The 19,307-nt window shown below is 74.6% G+C and carries 13 protein-coding genes, 1 tRNA gene and 2 pseudogenes; 9 read left to right on the top strand and 7 right to left on the bottom strand.

Annotated features, from left to right (window positions below; translation table 11 throughout):
• Positions 1-6: 6 nt before the first annotated feature.
• Positions 7-498 (bottom strand): YajQ family cyclic di-GMP-binding protein, encoded by a 492-nt coding sequence (locus ENKNEFLB_RS20375; RefSeq protein WP_214057026.1) that lies wholly within the window; start codon positions 496-498, stop codon positions 7-9.
• 127 nt (positions 499-625) lie between these two features.
• Between ENKNEFLB_RS20375 and ENKNEFLB_RS20370 the strand changes: the two genes are divergently transcribed.
• A tRNA-Tyr gene (locus ENKNEFLB_RS20370) sits at positions 626-710 on the top strand.
• Between the two features lie 59 nt (positions 711-769).
• Positions 770-1,624 carry a formyltetrahydrofolate deformylase gene (gene purU, locus ENKNEFLB_RS20365; protein ID WP_214057025.1) on the top strand — a complete coding sequence of 285 codons (855 nt, stop codon included), beginning with the start codon at positions 770-772 and terminating at the stop codon, positions 1,622-1,624.
• 254 nt (positions 1,625-1,878) lie between these two features.
• Here the strand turns inward: purU and ENKNEFLB_RS20360 are convergent, their stop codons facing one another.
• Both ENKNEFLB_RS20360 and ENKNEFLB_RS20355 read right to left on the bottom strand, forming a co-directional pair.
• A complete protein-coding gene (locus ENKNEFLB_RS20360) occupies positions 1,879-3,411 on the bottom strand; it encodes an HNH endonuclease signature motif containing protein (RefSeq protein ID WP_214057024.1) in 1,533 nt (510 codons plus the stop codon).
• Positions 3,412-3,550: 139 nt separating this feature from the next.
• Positions 3,551-4,513, bottom strand: coding sequence for a metallophosphoesterase (locus tag ENKNEFLB_RS20355; RefSeq protein WP_246535695.1), 963 nt, complete (start codon positions 4,511-4,513; stop codon positions 3,551-3,553).
• Positions 4,514-4,603: 90 nt separating this feature from the next.
• On the opposite strand from ENKNEFLB_RS20355, the gene ENKNEFLB_RS20350 reads away from it, so the two are divergent.
• The 3 genes from ENKNEFLB_RS20350 (at position 4,604) to mptB (ending at position 9,096) form a co-directional block, all read left to right on the top strand.
• Positions 4,604-5,968, top strand: a complete 1,365-nt coding sequence (locus tag ENKNEFLB_RS20350; protein WP_214057023.1) for an amidohydrolase — start codon at positions 4,604-4,606, stop codon at positions 5,966-5,968.
• A 24-nt stretch (positions 5,969-5,992) separates the two neighbouring features.
• A complete protein-coding gene (locus ENKNEFLB_RS20345) occupies positions 5,993-7,570 on the top strand; it encodes an AbgT family transporter (RefSeq protein WP_214057022.1) in 1,578 nt (525 codons plus the stop codon).
• Positions 7,571-7,656: 86 nt separating this feature from the next.
• The gene (mptB, locus tag ENKNEFLB_RS20340; RefSeq protein WP_214057021.1) at positions 7,657-9,096 is read left to right on the top strand and encodes a polyprenol phosphomannose-dependent alpha 1,6 mannosyltransferase MptB; all 1,440 of its coding nucleotides are present in this window, start codon (positions 7,657-7,659) and stop codon (positions 9,094-9,096) included.
• On the opposite strand, the pseudogene ENKNEFLB_RS20335 reads toward mptB, so the two are convergent.
• The 4 genes and pseudogenes from ENKNEFLB_RS20335 to ENKNEFLB_RS20325 all read right to left on the bottom strand — a co-directional run.
• Positions 9,025-10,180, bottom strand: a pseudogene (locus ENKNEFLB_RS20335) (glycosyltransferase); the annotation flags it as partial. The gene mptB and the pseudogene ENKNEFLB_RS20335 overlap by 72 nt on opposite strands.
• A gap of 88 nt (positions 10,181-10,268) precedes the next feature.
• Positions 10,269-10,883 carry a fumarylacetoacetate hydrolase family protein gene (locus tag ENKNEFLB_RS22760; protein WP_338040930.1) on the bottom strand — a complete coding sequence of 205 codons (615 nt, stop codon included), beginning with the start codon at positions 10,881-10,883 and terminating at the stop codon, positions 10,269-10,271.
• A 395-nt stretch (positions 10,884-11,278) separates the two neighbouring features.
• Positions 11,279-11,338: pseudogene (locus tag ENKNEFLB_RS22755) on the bottom strand (hypothetical protein); the annotation flags it as partial.
• Between the two features lie 86 nt (positions 11,339-11,424).
• The gene (locus ENKNEFLB_RS20325) at positions 11,425-12,159 is read right to left on the bottom strand and encodes a hypothetical protein (protein ID WP_214057019.1); all 735 of its coding nucleotides are present in this window, start codon (positions 12,157-12,159) and stop codon (positions 11,425-11,427) included.
• Positions 12,160-12,215: 56 nt separating this feature from the next.
• On the opposite strand from ENKNEFLB_RS20325, the gene ENKNEFLB_RS20320 reads away from it, so the two are divergent.
• The 4 genes from ENKNEFLB_RS20320 (at position 12,216) to ENKNEFLB_RS20305 (ending at position 19,297) form a co-directional block, all read left to right on the top strand.
• Complete coding sequence (locus tag ENKNEFLB_RS20320; protein WP_214057018.1) at positions 12,216-13,427, top strand: homogentisate 1,2-dioxygenase; 1,212 nt, start codon at positions 12,216-12,218, stop codon at positions 13,425-13,427.
• 64 nt (positions 13,428-13,491) lie between these two features.
• Complete coding sequence (locus ENKNEFLB_RS20315; RefSeq protein WP_214057017.1) at positions 13,492-15,843, top strand: putative Ig domain-containing protein; 2,352 nt, start codon at positions 13,492-13,494, stop codon at positions 15,841-15,843.
• Positions 15,844-15,893: 50 nt separating this feature from the next.
• On the top strand, positions 15,894-18,308 hold the full coding sequence (locus tag ENKNEFLB_RS20310) for an FdhF/YdeP family oxidoreductase (RefSeq protein WP_214057016.1): 2,415 nt from the start codon (positions 15,894-15,896) through the stop codon (positions 18,306-18,308).
• 134 nt (positions 18,309-18,442) lie between these two features.
• Positions 18,443-19,297, top strand: coding sequence for a pirin family protein (locus ENKNEFLB_RS20305; RefSeq protein ID WP_246535694.1), 855 nt, complete (start codon positions 18,443-18,445; stop codon positions 19,295-19,297).
• Positions 19,298-19,307 lie beyond the last annotated feature (10 nt).

Here is a 19,307-nt window from a genome sequence, read left to right as displayed (position 1 = left end):
AGGGTGTCAGCGGTAGTTGGTGAACTGGACCGCGAACTCGTAGTCCTGGCCCTTGACCAGCTGCTGCACGGCCTGCAGGTCGTCGCGCTTCTTGCTGCTGACCCGCAGCTCGTCGCCCTGGATCTGCGCCTTGACGCCCTTGGGGCCCTCGTCGCGGATCAGCTTGGAGATCTTCTTGGCGTCCTCGGAGGTGATGCCCTCCTTGAGCGCGACGGTGATCTTCGACTGCTGGCCCGAGGCGCGCGGCTCGGTGGGGTCGAGGACCTTCAGGCTCACGTCGCGCTTGACGAGCTTGCCGCGGAAGACGTCGAGGACCGCGGAGGCCCGGTCGTCGGCGGAGGCGGTGATCTCGATGGCGTCGTCGCCCTGCCACTCGATGGTGGCGCCGGTGCCCTTGAAGTCGAAGCGGGTCGAGATCTCGCGGGCGGTCTGGCCCAGCGCGTTGTCCACCTCCTGGCGGTCGAGCTTGCTGACGATGTCGAAGGACGAGTCGGCCACGGGTGGTGCTCCTCAGGGCTGCGGGGTGGGGCTGCGGGGGTGGGGCGGGCGGGTTCGCTGGCTGCCGCCGTGCTGCGCTATTGTCCCTTCTCGTCGCCAGGGGGCCAAAAACCTCGGACCGACACCCGGCAGGTTGCCCGAGCGGCCAAAGGGAGCTGACTGTAAATCAGCCGTCATCGACTACGTAGGTTCGAATCCTGCACCTGCCACCAGCACCACCATCTCCTGCACGACCAGCACACCCTGACCAGAGGACGCGGGAAGGTGGCACGTGAGCGGCGGCGACTACGTCTGGCGGCTCTCGTGCCCCGACCGGCCCGGCATCGTCGCGGCCGTCTCGACGCTGCTGGCCGACGCCGGCTGCAACATCGAGCAGAGCCAGCAGTACGGCGACCCGGACACCCGCACCTTCTTCCTCCGGGTCCAGCTCTCCGCCCCTGACGGTCTCGGTCTCGAGGACCTGCGGGCGCGGGTGCTCCCCGTGGCCGAGCGGTTCTCGATGTCGTGGGAGCTCGTCGACGCCGCCGTACGCCCGACGGTGCTGATCCTGGTCAGCAGCGTCGGCCACTGCCTCAACGACCTGCTCTTCCGCGCCTCGACCGGGGCCCTGCCGGTCGACGTGATGGGGATCGTCTCCAACCACACGACCTTCGAGCGGCTAGCCGGCAACTACGGTGTGCCGTTCCACCACGTGCCGCTGACCCGTGACACCAAGCCGGCCGCCGAGGCCCGGTTGCTGGAGCTGGTCGAGGAGCACGACGTCGACCTCGTGGTGCTGGCGCGCTACATGCAGATCCTCAGCGACGACCTGTGCCGACGCCTCGAGGGTCGCGCGATCAACATCCACCACTCGATGCTGCCGAGCTTCAAGGGCGCCAAGCCGTACCACCAGGCGCACGACCGGGGCGTCAAGCTGGTCGGCGCCACCGCCCACTACGTCACCGCCGAGCTGGACGAGGGCCCGATCATCGAGCAGGAGGTCGCCCGCGTCGACCACGCGATGACCCCCGAACAGCTCGTCGCCGCCGGCCGCGACGTCGAGTGCCAGGCCCTCGCCCGCGCCGTGCGCTGGCACGCAGAGGGCCGCGTCCTGCTCAACGGCCAGCGCACCGTCGTCCTCCGCTGACGCTCCCGCGCGGCGGTCGCGCGGTGAGCGCCGCGGGTCCGGTGGTCGAGGAGCGAGAGCCATTGTCACCGGTGGTCGAGGAGCGAGCGCAGCGAGCGTCTCGAGACCAGGGCCGGTGGTCGACGTGTGATCTGCACGCATCTGGTGCGTGCAGATCACCCATCGACGGGGGTGAGGGGGCCTGGGCGTGCCGGTACCGCCGGTGGGCGTGCCCGGTCCGGCGGTACGGCTGCTGCTGGGGTGTCAGCGGTGGGTCAGAAGGGTGGGGGGTCGTTTCGGGGTGGAGGCTCGGCGGCGCCGTCGGGATCGTCCGGCACCGGGGGCGGTGCCTGGTACGGGGTGGTGTCGGGTTGCTCGGGCAGTGGGTCGGGTGGTGGCCCGGGTGGGAGCACGTCGAGGGGGTGGGTCCCGGTGTGGGAGCGCAGGTACCGCTGCCCGATCGGGCTGGTCCACAGGTAGAGGCCGGGTCCGAGGACGTCGTAGGCCCAGCCCATGTGGGTCTTCGCGCGGTGGTGCTGGCGGCAGGCGGGGGCGACGTTCCCGGTCTCGGTGAGCCCTTCGGGGTGCGGGACGACGTGGTCCATGTCGGCGAACACCGCCGGGTTGGTGCACCACGGGAACACGCACGTCAGATCGCGCAGGGCGGTCTGTTCCTTGAGACGGTCGGAGCACTCGTAGGAGTCGCAATGGATCGTCTCGGCCAGATCGATGACGGGCCGGATCGTGATGCTGGCCGCGGTGTGGGCCCACTGCCGGACCTGGGCGGTGGTGATCGGGCCTTTCGCTGGGTGGCGGTTGTCCAGCCGCGAGAGCTGGGCCCCGCTGGCGGGGCTGGTGGTGCAGAACAGGGGGTTGAAGACGGCGCCGGGGATGTGGGCGTACAGCACCAGGCTCGGACCCGCCGGAGTCGGCATCTCTTGACCCTCGGGCAGGGTGGGCTGTCCGGTCGCCAGCGAGCCAAGGGCCTGGGAGCGGCGGACGTCCAACGATTCGGTGGACCCGTCCTGGGCCAGGGCGTGGGCCCGGTCGCTGACGACTGCTTCGAGGGCGATCGCGTCGGCGAGGTCGAGGCCGGCGTCGAGCTGCACGGTGCCATCGACGTGCTTACTCAGGCCGATGCGGCAGTACCTGCCGTCCGCTGCGGCGCGGCGTTTCTCTTCGGCCGCTTCGGGGTCCCAGCGTAGGAGTGCTTCGTCGGTGATCCGGGACAGCTGGGCGTAGGAGATGGCGTGCGCGAAGGGGGCGACGAGGCGGTCGACCTCGGCGGCGCCGTCCTCGCACAGGCCCATGGTCTTCTCCGCGACCTGGCGGGCACGCCACACCGGACACGCCCCGGAGATCACGCGTTCCCACAACCGCGGTAGCCGGTACCGCAGCTCCAACGTCACAGCGACCTGGTTGGCACCGGACCTGGTGGACACCCCCAGCACGGCGGACAGCTCGATGACCGCGGACTCGCGCACCAGCGGGCACCCGACCCCGCCCAGGGACAGGCCGTGGTCGCCGTACCCGGCGATCCACATCGCCTCATCATCGGTGAGGGCCTCGTTGATCACGCACCACTCCACGATCGACTGCAGGACCGCGACGTCGGCTGCGGCCTGCACGGCCCTGGCGTTCTTGACCACCGCCAGCGCCTCGACCCGGGTGGTCTCGCGCTCGGTGTCGAGTGCGTGGACCCACTCCCAGAACGACGGGTCCGGTGACATCACCGCTTCGACCTCCACCGCAGCCTCGACGTCGAGCGTCGGGTCGGGCCCGGTGCCGTCGTCTGCGGTGGTGGTCATGGATCTAGTATACTCGAACATATGTTCGACCATCAGTGGACCTAGGTCCTTTGTGGAGGGTCTCGTGACGCTCGCTGCGCTCGCTCCTCGACCACCGGGGTCGCCTGCGCTCGCTCCTCGACCACCGCCCCGTCGCGCGTCAGGGGTCGACGGAGGCGGCGGCGTGGTCCTCGGTGGCGGCGTTCAGCGGTGAGTCGGCGCGCGAGACCTGCTCGCGCCGTTCCTCGGGGCTCATCGCCTCGATCCGGGCGACCACGTCGTCGTCGTAGCCGCTGACCACCGGGGCGGCGGCGACGGGGACGACGGTGTGGACCACGCGGTCGTCGTAGAGGTGCAGCACGGTCAGGGCCTGGTGGCCGTCGACGCCCGCGACGAGTCCGTGGCCCGGAGCCGGGTCGGAGGTGTAGCAGGTGGCGGAGGCGACCGAGACCGGGACGCCGGCGAAGGTGGACCACGACGTGAGGTGGAAGTGGCCGCCGATCACCAGTCGGACGTCGCTGCCGCGCACCACCGCCTCGAGCTCGTGCTGGTCGGCCAGCTCGATGACCTCCGCCCCGCGCAGCATCGGGACCGGGATCGGCGGGTGGTGCAGGGCCAGCACGGTGCCGTGCGGCGCGGGCGAGGCCAGCACCCCGGCCAGCCAGGTCAGCTGATCCGGCGTGACCTCCCCGTGGTGGTAGCCGGGCACGGTCGTGTCCAGCGACACCACCCGCAGGCCGTCGACGACGTGCACGCGGTCCTGGGTCGCGCCGGGGTGCGCCGGCGGCTGCGAGTGGAGGATCTCGGAGAACGCCGCACGGTCGTCGTGGTTGCCCATCACCCACACCACCTCGGCGCCCAGCTCGCCGGCGACCGGCTCGACCACCTTGCGCAGCCGGTCGTACGCCGCCGGCTCGGCGAGGTCGGCGAGGTCGCCGGTGAACACGAGCGCCTGGGGCGCCGGGTCGAGGCGGCGCAGCCGGGCGAGGGCCGCGGCCAGACCGGCCTCGGTGTCCACCGCGCCGTACTGCCGCACCCCGTGCGCCAGCAGGTGCGGGTCGCTGAGGTGGGCGATCACGTGACGCGGCGGCGCGTGCTGGCCGAGCTGCACGGGAGCAGGCATCGCACCACGCTATCGACCCGGGCGACCGGTCCGCGAGACCCTGGCGACCCGCTCTTGTGCCCTCCCCGTCGCGTGCCTAGCGTGGCGCCGGTGCCGGACCCTCATCTCGGGAGTGCGCCCGACCCGAACGCCCCGTCCCCCTACCTCGCCGTGCTCGAGCAGCAGACCGCGAGGCGGGCGGCGGCGAGCAGCCCGGTGACCTCGCCCCACGACGGGGCGCCCTCCCCGCAGCACGACGCGCTCGAGGCCCACGTGGAGGCGGTCGCCGACGACCTGCGCACGTTGGTCCACGACCTGCACGCCCACCCCGAGACGGCCTACGAGGAGCACCACGCCGCCGCGGCCTTCGCCGCCCTCCTGGCCCGGCACGGGTACGACCCGCAGGTCGGCGTCCACGGCCTCCCGACCGCCGTGCGCGCCGAGCTCGCCAGCCCCGGCTTCGACCCGGACCGGCACCGCACGGTTGCCGTCCTGGGCGAGTACGACGCGCTGCCGGAGATCGGCCACGCCTGCGGCCACAACGTGATCGCCGCGACCGCGGTCGGGGCGGCCGTCGCGCTGCGGCGGCTGCTCGACGCCGACCCCGACGCCTTCGAGGGCCGGGTCGTGGTCCTCGGCACGCCCGCGGAGGAGGGTCACACCGGCAAGGAGCACCTCGCCCGCGCAGGCGCCTTCGACGGCCTCGACGCCGCGGTGATGTGCCACCCGTACGGCGCGGACGTCGCCGACCAGGTCTGGCTCGGCCGGCGGGTCGCCACCGCGACCTGGACCGGCCTGCCGGCCCACGCCTCGGCCCAGCCGTTCTGCGGGCGCAACGCCCTCGACGCGGCCTCGCTGGCCTACCAGGGGATCGGGCTGCTCCGCCAGCAGGTGCCCCCGGTCGACCGGGTGCACGCGGTGATCACCGAGGGCGGCACCCGCCCGTCGGTGATCCCGGCGACCGCGCGGATGGACCTCTACGTCCGCTCGCCCCACCCCGAGACGCTGGTCGACCTCTCGAGGCGGGTCGAGGACGTGCTGCGCGGGGCCGCCCTGATGGCCGGGGTGGACCTCGACCTGCAGTGGGACGAGCACCCGCCGTCGCTGCCGGTGCGCACCAACGAGGCCCTCACCGCCCGCTGGGCGCTGGCCCAGCAGCGGCGCGGGCGGTCCCCGTACCCGGCCGGCGTCGTCTCCGAGACGCTCGCGGCCTCCACCGACTTCGGCAACGTCAGCTACCGGCTGCCCGGCATCCACCCGTTGGTCAAGGTCGCCGAGCCCGGCACCGCGCTGCACACGCCCGAGTTCGCCGCGGCCTCGGCGTCCCCGGAGGCTGAGCGGGCCGCGGTCGACGGGGCGTACGGCCTGGCCTGCGCCGCCCTGGACCTGCTGGTCGACGACGACCTGGCCGCCGCGGTCCGCCACGAGTTCGAGGAGTCCGGGGGCGCCGTCGACGTCGCCCGCTACTTCGACTAGACCCACCACTCCCGGGAGGCCGTCATGGCCAGCAGCACGAGCATCGGTGACCGGTTCCTGACCCGCGTCGAGCGGGCCGGCAACCGGCTGCCGCAGCCCTTCAACCTGTTCCTGATCCTGTTCCTGGTCACCGGCGTGGTCTCCACCGGCCTGGCCTGGGGCGGGGTCGACGTCACCGTCCCGGGCGCCGACGAGCCGGTGGTGATCCGCGGCCTGTTCACCGGTGAGGGCCTGGCCTGGTTCACCTCGAACCTCGGCGCGAACTTCATCGGCTTCCCGCCGCTGGTCACCGTGGTCACGATCCTGCTGGCCATCGGGATCGCGGAGAAGACCGGCTTCCTGGCCGCCGGCATCCGCCGGACGATGGGCTCCGCGCCGCGGTGGGCCCTGCCGTACGCCGTGGGCCTGCTCGGGGTCTGCGGCTCGGTGATGTCGGACTCGATCTTCGTCGTCGTCCCCCCGCTGGCCGCGCTGGCCTTCAAGGCGGCCGGGCGGCACCCGATGGCGGGCCTGCTCGGCGGCTTCGCGGCGGCCGGCGCCGGCTACTCCACCTCGATCGTGCCGACCTCGCTGGACGCGCTCTTCGCGGGCATCACCAACGCGGTGATCCCGACCGTGCCGGCGCTCGAGCAGGCCGCGGACCCGGTCAACCCGCTGTCGAACTACTTCTTCAACGCCGTCTCGGCGATCGTGCTCACCCTCGTGGCCGGCTTCGTCATCGACCGGGTCCTCGAGCCGCGCCTGGTCCGCCAGGGCGTGCCGACCGAGGAGCGCGCGGAGGCCGGCGAGGTCGAGCACGCCCACGAGCACGCCACCGGCACCGACCTCACCGCCGACGAGCGGCGCGGGCTGCGGGCGGCCGTGCTGGCGCTGGCCGTGCTCACGCTCGTCGTCCTGGTCGCGGTGCTGGTGCCGGCCTCGCCGTGGCGCAACGCCGACGGCGGGTTCCTGCCGTCCTCGCCGCTGCTGGACTCGATCGTGTTCGTGGTCTTCGCCTACTTCGCCCTCGGCGGCTACGTCTACGGCCGGGTGGCGGGCACCATCAGCGGCTTCGGCGAGGTGCCGCGGATGATGGGCGAGGCGCTGCGCGACATGACCCCGTTCCTGGTGCTGGCCTTCGTGCTCGGCCAGTTCATCGCGCTCTTCGACTGGTCCGGCGTCGGCTCCGGGCTGGCGGTGACCGGGGCGGACGCGCTGCAGTCGGCCGGCCTCACCGGGCTGGTGGTGATCTTCGGCTTCATGCTGCTCTGCTCGGTGCTGAACCTGTTCATCATCTCGGGCTCGTCGATGTGGACCCTGATGGCGGTGGTGTTCGTGCCGCTGTTCGGGATCCTGGGCTACGAGCCGGCCTTCGTGCAGGCGGCCTTCCGCGTGGGCGACTCGGCGACGCAGATCATCACGCCGCTCAACCCGTACATGATCGTCCTGCTGACCTTCGTGCGCCGCTACGAGCCGCAGGCCGGCCTGGGCACGCTGATCGCGCGGATGCTGCCCTTCGTCGTGCCGTTCTGGATCGCGTGGGCGCTGGTGCTGCTGGCCTTCGTGCAGCTCGACGTGCCGCTGGGTCCGGGCAACGGCATCTACGTCGAGGGCGCCGGCTGACCCGTTCACGTCATCGTCGCCGGGTCGCCCGCGCCCCGTCGTACGACGGCCACCGCCCCGTCGGCGCGGCCTCCTAGCCTCCGACCATGGTCGCGCGAGGGGTCCTCGGCAGCATGCTGGTGGCCCTCGGCGGCCTGGTGGTGGCCACCCTGCCGGCCTCGACGCCGCTGCTCGGGCTCGACGCCCTGGTGGCGCTGCGCACCACGGAGGCCGGGCGGATGCTCGGGCTGACCGTGGTGATGGGCGGTCTCGGCATCCTCGCGGCCCAGTGGCTGCGACTGTGCCGGTCGACCGCGGCCGGCGAGCGCGACCCCGACGGCGACCTCGCGCTGGTGCGCCGCGTCGCCGTCTGGTGGAGCGTCCCGCTGGTGCTGGCACCACCGCTGTTCTCGCGCGACGGGTGGTCCTACGCCGCCCAGGGCGCGCTCGTCGAGGCCGGTGTCGACCCCTACGAGCACGGTCCCGGCGTGCTCGCCGGTGCGGTCGCCGAGGCCGTCGACCCGCGCTGGAGCGGCACCCCCGCGCCGTACGGGCCCGTCCCGCTGCTGCTGGGCGGGCTCGGCGCCTCGGTCACCTCGGACCCGTGGCTGCTCGTCGTCGGCCACCGGCTCCTCGCGCTGGTCGGACTGGTCCTCCTGGCCTGGGCCGTGCCGCGGCTGGCCCGGTGGACCGGGGCCAGCCCCGCCCTGGCCTCGGCGCTCGTCCTGGTCTCGCCGCTCACGCTGGCCGCCGGCGTGGCCGGGCTGCACAACGACCTGCTGATGGTCGGCCTGATGGCAGCCGCCCTCGTCGTCGGGGTCGAGCGGCACTGGGCCGCCGGGGCGGTGCTCGCCGGCCTGGCCGCGGCGGTCAAGCTCCCCGGCGGCCTGGTCTGCGTGGCGGTCGTCGTGGCGTCCCTGCCGGCCGGTGCCGCGCTCGCCGCCCGGTGGCGCCGGCTGGCCGGCGTGGGCCTGGTCAGCGTCGGGACCCTGGTCGGCCTGAGCCTGGCCGGTGGCCTGGGCCTGGGGTGGCTGGCGGCGCTGTCGGTGCCGACCACCGTCGCGACGCCGCTGTCGCTGACCACCGTCGTCGGCGGCCTGCTCGACCTGGGCGGCGGGGCCGTGGGCCTGCCGGAGGCGGCCCTGCTCGACCTGACCCGCACCGTCGGCTCGGTGGCCGCGGTCGTCCTCACGGCGATGGTCGTGCTGCGAGCCCCGACGGGCGGGCGCCGCGAGGCCCTGCGCGCCCTGGTCGTGGTCCTGACCGCGACCGTCCTGCTCAGTCCGGTGGTCCACCTCTGGTACCTGCTGTGGGTGCTGCCGTTCGCCGCCTGCCTCCGCCTCCCGCGGGCGGGCACCGCGGTGGTGCTCGTGCTGTCGCTGGTCCTGGGCCTGGCCTCGCCCCTGGACTCCTCGCTCCACGGCGCCTACCTGGCGATCGTCTGGGGCTGCCTCCTGCTCGCCGCGATCACGCCGCTGCTGCTGGCCACCCGTGCGGGCCGTGACCGGGTCGGCCGGATCGCCGAGGCGCACCTGCTCCCGGCGTGACGCCTCAGCCCGCGGCGCCGACCGCGTCGGGCTCGCCGGCGTGCACCGCCAGCATCCGCTCGACCGAGCGGTCCCAGGTGAACAGCTCGGCCCGCCGCCGGGCGGCCCGGCGTCGCGCCGCCTCCGGCCGGGCGGCGACCCGGAGCACCGCGTCGGCCAGCGGGCCGGGGAGCGCCGGCGCCCACGCGCCGGAGGCGGCGTCGACGATCTCGCAGGCCCCGCCGGTGTCGGCGGTGACCACGGGGGTGCCGCTGGCCAGGGCCTCGAGCACCGCCAGCCCGAAGGTCTCGGTCGGGCAGACCGACAGCGCGACGTCCGCGCCGGCCAGGGCGGCGCCCAGCGCGGCCCGGTCGGCGACGTACCCGCCGAAGCGCACCGGGGCATCCCCGGCGAGCGCCACCAGCTCGTCGCGGTGCGGCCCGTCGCCCCACACGTCCAGGGTCACCGGGACCCCGCGCCGGTGCAGCTCGACCGCCGTGGCCACGGCCAGGTGCGGCGACTTCTCCCGCGACAGCCGGCCAACGTGCACGAGCCGCAGCGGGGCGTCCCGCCGTACGGACCCCGCCGACCGGCCGGCCGGCGTGAACGTCTCGAGGTCGACCCCGAGCGGGACCCGCACCACCGGGCAGCCCGCCCCCGCCGCCAGCGCCGCGAACTCGCCCTCGGCGTAGCGGGAGGTCACCACCACCGCGTCCACGCTGCGCACCAGCAGCCGGTTGAGCAGCCCGACCGAGAGGCGCGGGCCGAGCTCGAGGCCGGTGCGGCCCGCGAGCATCTCGCCGAGGTGCTCGTGGGAGAACAGCACCGTCCGCACCCCCTGGCGCCGTGCCCACCGCGTCACCGGCAGCAGCGTGGTCTTGTCGCTGAGCTCGACCGACGTCGGCGCGAACCGCTCGAGCACGTCGACGACCCGCCACGGCTCGACGATCAGCCGGTAGCCGCCGCCGACCCGCGGCGCGCGCAGCTGCACGACCTCCCCGGCGGCGGTGGTCGTCCGTGCGTCGGTGGGCCCGGGCACCACGAGCAGGCGCGGGACGCCGCGCGCGGCGTAACCGCGGGCCAGCGCCTCGAGCGCCACCCGCATCCCGCCCGAGGCCGGGCCGACGAAGTTGGCGAGCTGGGCGATGCGCACCGCCCGAGTCAACCGGGGCCGGGTGAACGCGCGGGCGTGCTCAGGTGTCGCCGACGTGGCGGGCCGGCTGCACCCGCCCGCGCACCTCGCCGAGCGCGATCCGCCCGCCGGCCGGGCCCGGGGCGCTGTAGCGGAGCACCACCTCCTGGCCGTCCTCCAGGAACCCGCGCCCGTGCGCCGACATCTCCAGCAAGGACCCGAGCTGGTCGTCGCCGGGCCCCGAGATGGTGCCGGAGGCGAACAGGTCACCGGGGCGCACCGAGGCGCCGTTGACCGTCAGGTGGGCCAGCATCTGCGCCGGGGCCCAGTAGGTGGAGGCGTACGGCGGTCGCGCCAGCACCTCGCCGTCCACGACGACCTCGGCCGCCACGTCGAGCCCGCGCGGGGTCGACCCGTCGGCGGCCCGCAGGTAGGGCAGGGGCACCGGGTCCTGGCCGGGCAGGTCGGTCCACGCACCCGCGAGGGCGGCCAGCGGCGTGACCCAGAGCGACACCGACGTCGCGAACGACTTGCCGAGGAACGGTCCCAGCGGCGCCATCTCCCAGCCCTGCAGGTCGCGCGCCGACCAGTCGTTGAGCCCGACCACGCCGAAGACGTGGTCGGCGAACGCGTCGACCGCGACCGGCTCGCCCATCGCCGACCCGGCCCCCACCACGAAGCCCAGCTCGGCCTCCAGGTCGAGCCGGCGGGTCGGCCCGAAGGCCGGCGTCCCGTCGCCCCCGCGGGGGGCCGGCCCTGGCCCACCGGGCGCACCACCGGGGTCCCGCTCGGCACGACCGTCTGCGCCCGGCCGTGGTAGCCGATCGGCAGGTGCCGCCAGGCCGGCGGCAGCGCCGGGGCGTCCGGGCGCAGCACCGCCGCGGCGTTGCGTGCGTGGTGCTCGGAGGCGTAGAAGTCGACGTAGTCGCCGACGGTGAACGGCGGGTGCAGCTCGACGCTCGCCACGTCGTACGCGGGCACGCCCGCCTCGGCCACCGCGAGCGCGGCCAGCTCGCGGACCTGCTCCCAGCCGGAGGGGCCGAGCGCGAGCAGCGCGTCCAGCGACCCGGTGGCCAGGGCGGGGAGGCCGGCGGCGGCGGCGAGGTCCACGACCCGGTCGGCGTGCCGCACCCCGACGCGGGGACCGCCGCCCGGCGGGGAGAACACGCCGTACGGCAGGTGGTCGGCGCCGAACCCCTCGGGACCCTGGAGGTCCCTCACCCGCGGACGCCCAGGTCGGCCAGCGCCGTGGCGTAGACCGCCGGCCCGTCCGGCCCGGTCTCGACGCCGCGCAGCCAGCGCCGGACGCCGAGCAGCGCGGTCTCGTCCATCCCGGTCACGGCGTGGGCCGGCCGGCCGGTGAGCGCGCCGGCCACCTCGACCGCGCCCTCGCCGTCGAAGGCCCGCCGCACGGCGCCGAGGACCGACAACGGGTGTCCTCCGACGACGGTCAGCGGCGTCTCCCGGTCGAGCACGGCCTCGAGCCACGCGGCGACCCGCAGCGGGTCGGCCCCGTCGACCGGCAGCGAGACCGCCAGCTCGAGCGCGGCGACCTCGTCGACCGCGGCGCACCAGTCCGCCCCGGGCTCGGCGTCGGGCATCCCGACGGCGACCACGACGTCGTCGGCCAGCGCGCCCTCGACGCGGGCGGCCTCCACGGCCGCCACGACCCGCCGGGCGTTGCCGCGCAGGTCGGCCGGGTCGCGCAGGGTCACCCGCACCGCCCGCAGGGGCACGCCCCGCCGGGCCGCGAGCGCGGCCGGACCGGCCACCTGCCCCGCGCCGCCGCTGACGACCAGGGTCACCGGCGGCCCGTCCGGGTCGGTGCCGGGCAGGTCGGTGTCGACGACCACGCGCGAGCCGACGAGGTCGGCGTACGTCGGGTCGGTGTCGGGCGGGCCCGCCACGTCCAGCAGGCCGTTCCACCAGGGCCGGTGCTCGATGCTCTCCATCTCGGTAACGTAACCGCACCCGTCCCCCCGCCGAGGGGGCCCTGCGAGGAGAGACGATGGCGTACTACTCCCGCGTGGGCGACGTCCCGCGCACCCGGCACACCCAGCACCGCGACACCTCCCGCGAGGACCGGCGGCTCTACCGCGAGGAGCTGATGGGGGAGGAGGGGTTCTCCTCGGACTCCTCGCTGCTCTACCACCGCGGCGTCCCGTCGGCGGTCGTCGGCGCGGGCACCTGGGAGCTGCCCGACCAGTCCCGCCGCCCCAACCACCCGCTGCTGCCGCGCCACCTGCGCCTGCACGACCTGGCCGTCCCCGGCGGGGCCGACGCGGTGACCGGGCGGCGCCAGGTGCTGGCCAACCACGACGTCCGGATCTCCTACGTCGTCACCGGCACCGAGCCCAGCCCGCTCTACCGCGACGCGATCGGTGACGAGGTGGTCTTCGTCGAGGCCGGCTCGGGCACCGTCGAGACCGTCTTCGGCGTCGTGCCCTACCGGACCGGCGACCTCGTCGTGGTGCCCCGGGCGACCACCCACCGCTGGGTCCCCACGGAGGCCAGCAGCCTGTACGCGATCGAGGCCACCGGCCACGTCGCCCCGCCCAAGCGGTACCTCTCGCGCTACGGCCAGCTGCTCGAGCACGCGCCGTACTGCGAGCGGGACCTGCACGGGCCGACCGAGCCGTTGCTGGTCGAGGGCCCGGCCGCCGACGAGCCGGTCGACGTGCTGGTCAAGCACCGCACCTCGGCCGGGGTCGTGGGCACCCGCCACACCGTGGCCACGCACCCGTTCGACGTCGTCGGCTGGGACGGCTGCCTGTACCCCTACACGCTCAACGTCGAGAATTTCATGCCGATCACCGGCAAGGTCCACCAGCCGCCGCCGGTGCACCAGGTCCTCGAGGGCTGGAACTTCGTCATCTGCACCTTCCTGCCCCGCAAGGTCGACTACCACCCGCTGGCCGTGCCGGTGCCGTACTACCACTCCAACGTCGACTCCGACGAGGTGATGTTCTACGTCGGGGGCGACTACGAGGCCCGCAAGGGCTCGGGCGTGGGCCTCGGGTCGGTCTCCCTGCACCCCGGCGGCTTCCCGCACGGCCCGCAGCCGGCGGCGATCGAGGCCTCCCTGGGCGCGACGGAGTTCCACGAGTCCGCCGTCATGGTCGACACCTTCGCCCCGCTCGAGCTCGGCGAGGCGGCCGCCGAGGTCGACGACCCGGCGTACGCCTGGACCTGGGCGGGCGGTCCTCGACCGGCGGGGTGAGACCGGCGGGGTGAGACCGGCGGATTCGCCGGACGCCGTCGGCGCGCCGGGTTAGCCTCCGCCGGTGCTCCACCGCCTGCTGCGTGCCACCGTCGCCGCGCTCCCCGTCCTGACCCTCCTCGCGGCGCTGCCGGCGGCAGCTCCTCCCGCGGCCGCAGCCCAGCAGGGGTACACGGCCGCCGTGCTCTTCGCGCCGTCGGTCTCGGTCCCCGTGGGCGAGCCGGCCGGGATCGGTGCCCGGGTCGAGCCCGGCGGTCGCCGTCCGGTGCTGCTCGAGGAGCTCCGGGCCGGTGGGTGGCGCACGGTCGAGCAGGCGCGCACCAGCCGCTCCGAGGGGACGGCCGACCTGCGCTGGGCGCCGCCGACGACTGGCGCGCACCGCCTGCGCCTCGTCGCGCCGCGGCTCGAGCGCCGGGGCCTGGCCCGGGTGGTCTCGGCGACCGAGGTCGTCTACGGCCAGGCCGCGGAGCTGCCGTACGTCAGGGGTGGCCGCCTGCCCGTCGGCCGGCAGGGCGTCGCCTACGACACGCTGCTCGGGGACACGCCCCCGTCGTCCCAGCGCTGGACCGTCGCCGCCGGGCGGCTGCCCTCGGGACTCGCGCTCTCGCAGGACGGGCGGGTCAGCGGCGCACCGCTGTCCGACGCGCCCCGCGGGACCGAGGTGACCTTCCGCCTGGTGGAGGACGGCGCGACCGCCTGGGCCACCCGCCGGCTGGTCGTCCGTCCCACGCCGGCGCCCGCGGTGGTCTCCGACCTCGCCCCGGCACGCACGGGGCAGCCGTACGTCGATCTCGCCGAGACCCGGACCCCGCGCTCCGGCCGCTGGTCGGTGGTCCGCGGTTCGCTCCCGGCCGGTCTCGCCCTCGACCGGGGCACCGGCGTGGTCATCGGCACGCCGACGACGCCCGGCACGTCCGGGTTCCGGCTGCGCTTCACCGAGGTCACCGGTCGCACGGCCGTGGCCGACGACGAGATCACCGTCGTGGCCGACGGCGGCACCGACTGGACCTCGCTGCGCAGCGACGGCACGACGACCTGCGGCCTCCAGGCGGACGCCACCGGGTGGTGCTGGGGCCTCAACACCTGGGGGTCGGTCGGCGACGGGACCACCCGCCCGCAGCCCCACCCCGTCCGCCTCCCCGGCCGGTGGACCTCGCTCGACACCCGCGAGGGCACCACCTGCGGCCTGCGACCCGACGCCAGCGCGTGGTGCTGGGGCCGCAACGACATCGGCACGGTCGGTGACGGCTCCGGGCGCGACGAGGTGAGCGTGCCGACCCGGCTGCCGGGGCGGTGGCGCGAGATCGGGTTCAACGAGCAGGCCGACGGCAGCGGGTTCGACACCGCGTGCGGGCTGCGCACGGACGCCTCGCTCTGGTGCTGGGGCTACGACCGGTACGCCCAGTCCGGGGACGGGCAGGGCGGTGCGGACGACGTCCAGCCGGTCCCGCACCAGGTGCCCGGCCGGTGGGCGGGCCTGCCCGCAGGTACCGGCGCGACCCGCTGCGCGATCGACCTCGACGCCGCGGCGTGGTGCTGGGGTGCGAACCAGACGGGCCAGGTCGGCAACGGCCGGACCGTCGGGACCTACGGCGGGGAGGCGCCGTACGAGCTGCCCGGCCGCTGGACCACGATCTCCACCGGCACCCAGAGCATCGACGCGGGCACGACCTGCGGGGTGCAGACCGACGGGTCGGGCTGGTGCTGGGGCGCGAACGGCGCCGGCCAGGTCGGCAACGGCGCCACCGGTGACGTGCTGGTCCCGACCCGGCTGCCCGGGGCGTGGTCCGAGATCCTGACGCCGACCGTGAGGGAGGACCCCACCTGCGGTCTCCGCCCCGACGGCACGGCCGCGTGCTGGGGACAGAACTCTGCGGGTGGGGTGGGTGACGGCACCACCGGTCCGCAGCTGACGCCGTACGAGCTGGAGGGCACCTGGGCGTCGCTGCGCACGGCGGACCAGACGACCTGCGGGGTGACGCCGGAGGGTGCCGGCTACTGCTGGGGCCAGGACCGGTACGGCGCCGTGGGCGACGGCCAGGACCGCCGGTCGACACCGGCGCCGCCGACGCTGCTCGACGGCACGTGGCGCGGGATCGAGCCCCGGGCCTCCGAGGACGGTGCCTCCGTCTGCGGGCTGCGCACCGACGACTCGGCGTGGTGCTGGGGCGACGCGCGCGACGGCCGGGCCGGGACCCTCCCGCCGGACCCGTACGAGTACCTGCTCGCCCCCGCACGCCTCGCGGGCCCCGGGACCTGGTCGGTGCTGGACCGTACCGCGGGCTCGGGGACGCCGTGCGGCATCGGGGCCGACGGGTCCGGCTGGTGCTGGGGCGAGAACGAGCGGGCCGCGGTCGGCAACGGGACCCTGCTCGACCAGCCCGTGCCGTACGGCGTGGTCGGTGGCGTCGGGTGACCCCCGGGCGGGGTGGGGACCTCTGACCCCCTCTGGGTGATGATGTCGGGGTGAGTGCCCTCCGCCCCGCCCCCAAGTCCGACATCGACGAGTCCGACCTCGACGTCGACCAGCCCCACCACCACGCCGCCGGTCCGACCGCCGTGGCCGTCTCGATGAAGCGCGCCATGGAGCAGATGGGGCCGGTCCGCACCGCCCAGACCCTGTTGAAGCTGAACCAGGCCGACGGGTTCGACTGCCAGGGCTGCGCCTGGCCCGACCCCAGCCCGGGGGAGCGCCACCACGCGGAGTTCTGCGAGAACGGCGCCAAGGCCGTCACCGAGGAGGCCACCAAGCGCCGCGTCGACCGCGCGTTCTTCGCCGAGCACTCCCTGGCCGACCTGGCCGGACGCACGGAGTACTGGCTGGGCCAGCAGGGCCGGATCACCGAGCCGATGATCGTCCGCGAGGGCGGCACGCACTACGAGCCGATCAGCTGGGACGAGGCGAACGCCCTGATGGCCGAGCGGCTGACCGGGCTGAGCTCGCCGGACCGCGCGGTCTTCTACACCTCGGGCAAGGTCTCGAACGAGGCGGCGTACGCCTACCAGGTCTTCGTCCGCGCCCTGGGCACCAACAACCTGCCCGACTGCTCGAACATGTGCCACGAGTCGAGCGGCTCGGCGCTGGTCGACACGATCGGCATCGGCAAGGGCTCGGTCAGCCTGGAGGACATCCACCTCGCCAAGCTGATCGTCGTGGTCGGGCAGAACCCCGGGACCAACCACCCGCGGATGCTCTCCGCGCTGGAGGAGGCCAAGGGTCGCGGCGCCAAGATCATCTCGGTCAACCCGCTCGAGGAGGCGGGGATGGTCCGCTTCAAGAACCCGCAGAAGGTCAAGGGCTGGCTCGCCAACGGCACCGGCCTGTCCGACCTCCACCTGCCGATCCGGATCAACGGCGACCTCGCGCTGTTCCAGGCGATCGGCGCGCTGCTGGTCCAGTGGGACGCGCTCGACCGCGAGTTCCTGGAGCGCTACACCACCGGGTTCGAGGAGTACGTCGACCACGTGCAGGAGCTCGACTGGGCCAAGGTCGAGGCCTCGACCGGTCTCAGCCGGGCCCAGATCACCGAGGCCGCGGAGATGTTCCGCGACTCCGAGGCCACGACGACCTGCTGGGCGATGGGGATCACCCAGCACCACAACTCGGTCGCCACGATCAAGGAGATCGTCAACGTCGCGCTGCTCCAGGGCAACATCGGCCGCCCCGGCGCCGGCCTGTGCCCGGTCCGCGGCCACAGCAACGTGCAGGGCGACCGCACCATGGGCGTCTGGGAGCGGCTGCCCGACCACTTCCTCGACGCGATCCAGGGGGAGTTCGGGTTCGACCCGCCGCGCGAGCACGGCCACGACACCGTCCAGGCGATCCGCGAGATGCGGGACGGGACGGTCGACTTCTTCCTGTCGATGGGCGGCAACTTCGTCTCCGCCGCCCCGGACACCGAGGTGACCGCGGCCGCGATGCGCAAGGTCCGCACCGTGGTCAACGTCGCCACCAAGCTCAACCACAGCCACGTGACCTTCGGGCGCGAGACGCTGCTGCTGCCGCCGCTCGGTCGCTCCGAGAAGGACCTGACCGGGGGCATCGAGCAGCGGGTCACCGTCGAGGACTCGATGTCGGCCGTGCACGCCTCCAAGGGCCCGCTGAAGCCGGCCTCGCCGCACCTGCGCTCAGAGGTCCACGTCGTCTGCGGGCTGGCCGAGGCCGTCCAGGCCGCGGCTCCCGAGTCGCCCGCCGGTCTGGCGATGGCGCGCGTCCCGTGGACCGCCTGGCGCTCGGACTACACCGAGATCCGGCGCTCGATCGCCCGGGTCGTGCCGGGCTGCGCGGCCTACGACGAGAAGGTCGACGTGCCGGGCGGGTTCGTCCTCCCGCACCCGCCGCGCGACACCCGCACGTTCGAGACCGAGTCCGGCAAGGCGGTCCTGAGCTGCACGCCGGTCGAGGTGCTCGAGGTCCCGCAGGGCCGGCTGCTGCTGCAGACCCTGCGCTCCCACGACCAGTTCAACACCACCATCTACGGGCTCGACGACCGCTACCGCGGCATCAGCAACGGGCGTCGGGTGGTCTTCGTCCACCCCGACGACATCCGTGACCTCGAGCTCGCCGACGGCGACATGGTCGACCTGGTCGGGGAGTGGACCGACCCCGACGGCGACGGCTCGGCCGAGGAGCGGATCGCCCGGGACTTCCGGGTGGTCTCCTACGACCAGCCCCGGGGCTGCGCCGCGGCGTACTACCCCGAGACCAACCCGCTGGTGCCGCTCGACTCCACCGCGATCGGCAGCAACACGCCGGTCTCGAAGGCGGTCATCCTGCGCCTCGAGCGCCCCGGGTACGTGCTGGGCAGCCGGACGATAGAGGGTTCCGGCGACCAGGGCACCGGGACGATGCGCACCGACGACCCGGGCCAGCTGGCCTGAGCACGGCGTCGTGAGCCCACGTCGATGAGCAACGGCGAGCGCGACCCGGACGAGGTCGAGTGCCGCCCGGGGCCGGGCGCTCCGGGGGTCGAGGTCCTCGGCCCCGGGAGGTCCCGCTCGGGGGCCCCCGGGCGATGACGGTGCGGCGCACGCTGCCGCAGCGGGACCGCTCGCTGATCGGCGCGTGGTGCTTCGCCGACCACTACGGGCCCGACGACGTCGCGGACACCGGTGGGATGGTGGTGGCGCCCCACCCGCACATCGGGCTCGCCACGGTCAGCTGGCTCTTCACCGGCGAGATCGAGCACCGCGACAGCCTGGGCACCCACGCCGTGGTCCGTCCCGGCGAGGTCAACCTGATGACCGCCGGCCACGGGGTGAGCCACTCCGAGATCTCCCTGCCGACCACGACGGTGCTGCACGGCGCCCAGCTCTGGGTGGCGCTGCCCGAGGGGGCACGGGACGGCCGGCCCGCCTTCGCGCACCACGCCCCCGAGCCGCTGGCCGGGGACGGCTGGCGCGCCTCGGTGTTCCTCGGCTCGCTGCTGGGCGCCACCTCGCCCGTCGAGACGGCCACCCCGCTGCTGGGCGCGGAGCTCGTCCTGGACCCCGGTGCGGTCCTGGTGCTGGACGTCGACCCGACGTACGAGCACGGGGTGCTGGTCGACCGCGGCGACGTCGGGGTGGCCGGCACGGCGGTGGCGCGGCACGAGCTGGCCTACGCCGCCCCGGGTCCCGCGACCCTGACGCTGGCGGCGGGGGCCGAGGGGGCGCGGGTGCTGGTCCTCGGCGGTCCACCGTTCGGCGAGCCGATCGTCATGTGGTGGAACTTCGTGGGCCGTACCCACGACGAGGTCGTCGCCGCCCGCGACGCCTGGCAGGCACAGGTCGGCGAGCAGCAGGCCGACGGCCGCTTCGGCGTGGTCTCCGAGATGCCGCCGATCCCGGCGCCGGCGCTGCCGCGCGTACGCCTGCGCACCCGTTCCTGAGAGGTCCGCG

Origin of the sequence: Nocardioides aquaticus, from assembly GCF_018459925.1 — a bacterium.
GTDB classification, from domain to species: Bacteria; Actinomycetota; Actinomycetes; order Propionibacteriales; family Nocardioidaceae; genus Nocardioides; species Nocardioides aquaticus.
This window is presented reverse-complemented; position numbering and strand designations above follow the sequence as displayed.

Coding starts and splice junctions, on each gene's coding strand:
- ENKNEFLB_RS20345 (WP_214057022.1), top strand. CDS start 5,993: ATGGCCAGCAGCACGAGCATCGGTGACCGGTTCCTGACCCGCGTCGAG.
- ENKNEFLB_RS20320 (WP_214057018.1), top strand. CDS start 12,216: ATGGCGTACTACTCCCGCGTGGGCGACGTCCCGCGCACCCGGCACACC.
- mptB (WP_214057021.1), top strand. CDS start 7,657: ATGGTCGCGCGAGGGGTCCTCGGCAGCATGCTGGTGGCCCTCGGCGGC.
- ENKNEFLB_RS20360 (WP_214057024.1), bottom strand. CDS start 3,411: ATGACCACCACCGCAGACGACGGCACCGGGCCCGACCCGACGCTCGAC.
- ENKNEFLB_RS20355 (WP_246535695.1), bottom strand. CDS start 4,513: ATGCCTGCTCCCGTGCAGCTCGGCCAGCACGCGCCGCCGCGTCACGTG.
- ENKNEFLB_RS20325 (WP_214057019.1), bottom strand. CDS start 12,159: ATGGAGAGCATCGAGCACCGGCCCTGGTGGAACGGCCTGCTGGACGTG.
- ENKNEFLB_RS20305 (WP_246535694.1), top strand. CDS start 18,443: ATGACGGTGCGGCGCACGCTGCCGCAGCGGGACCGCTCGCTGATCGGC.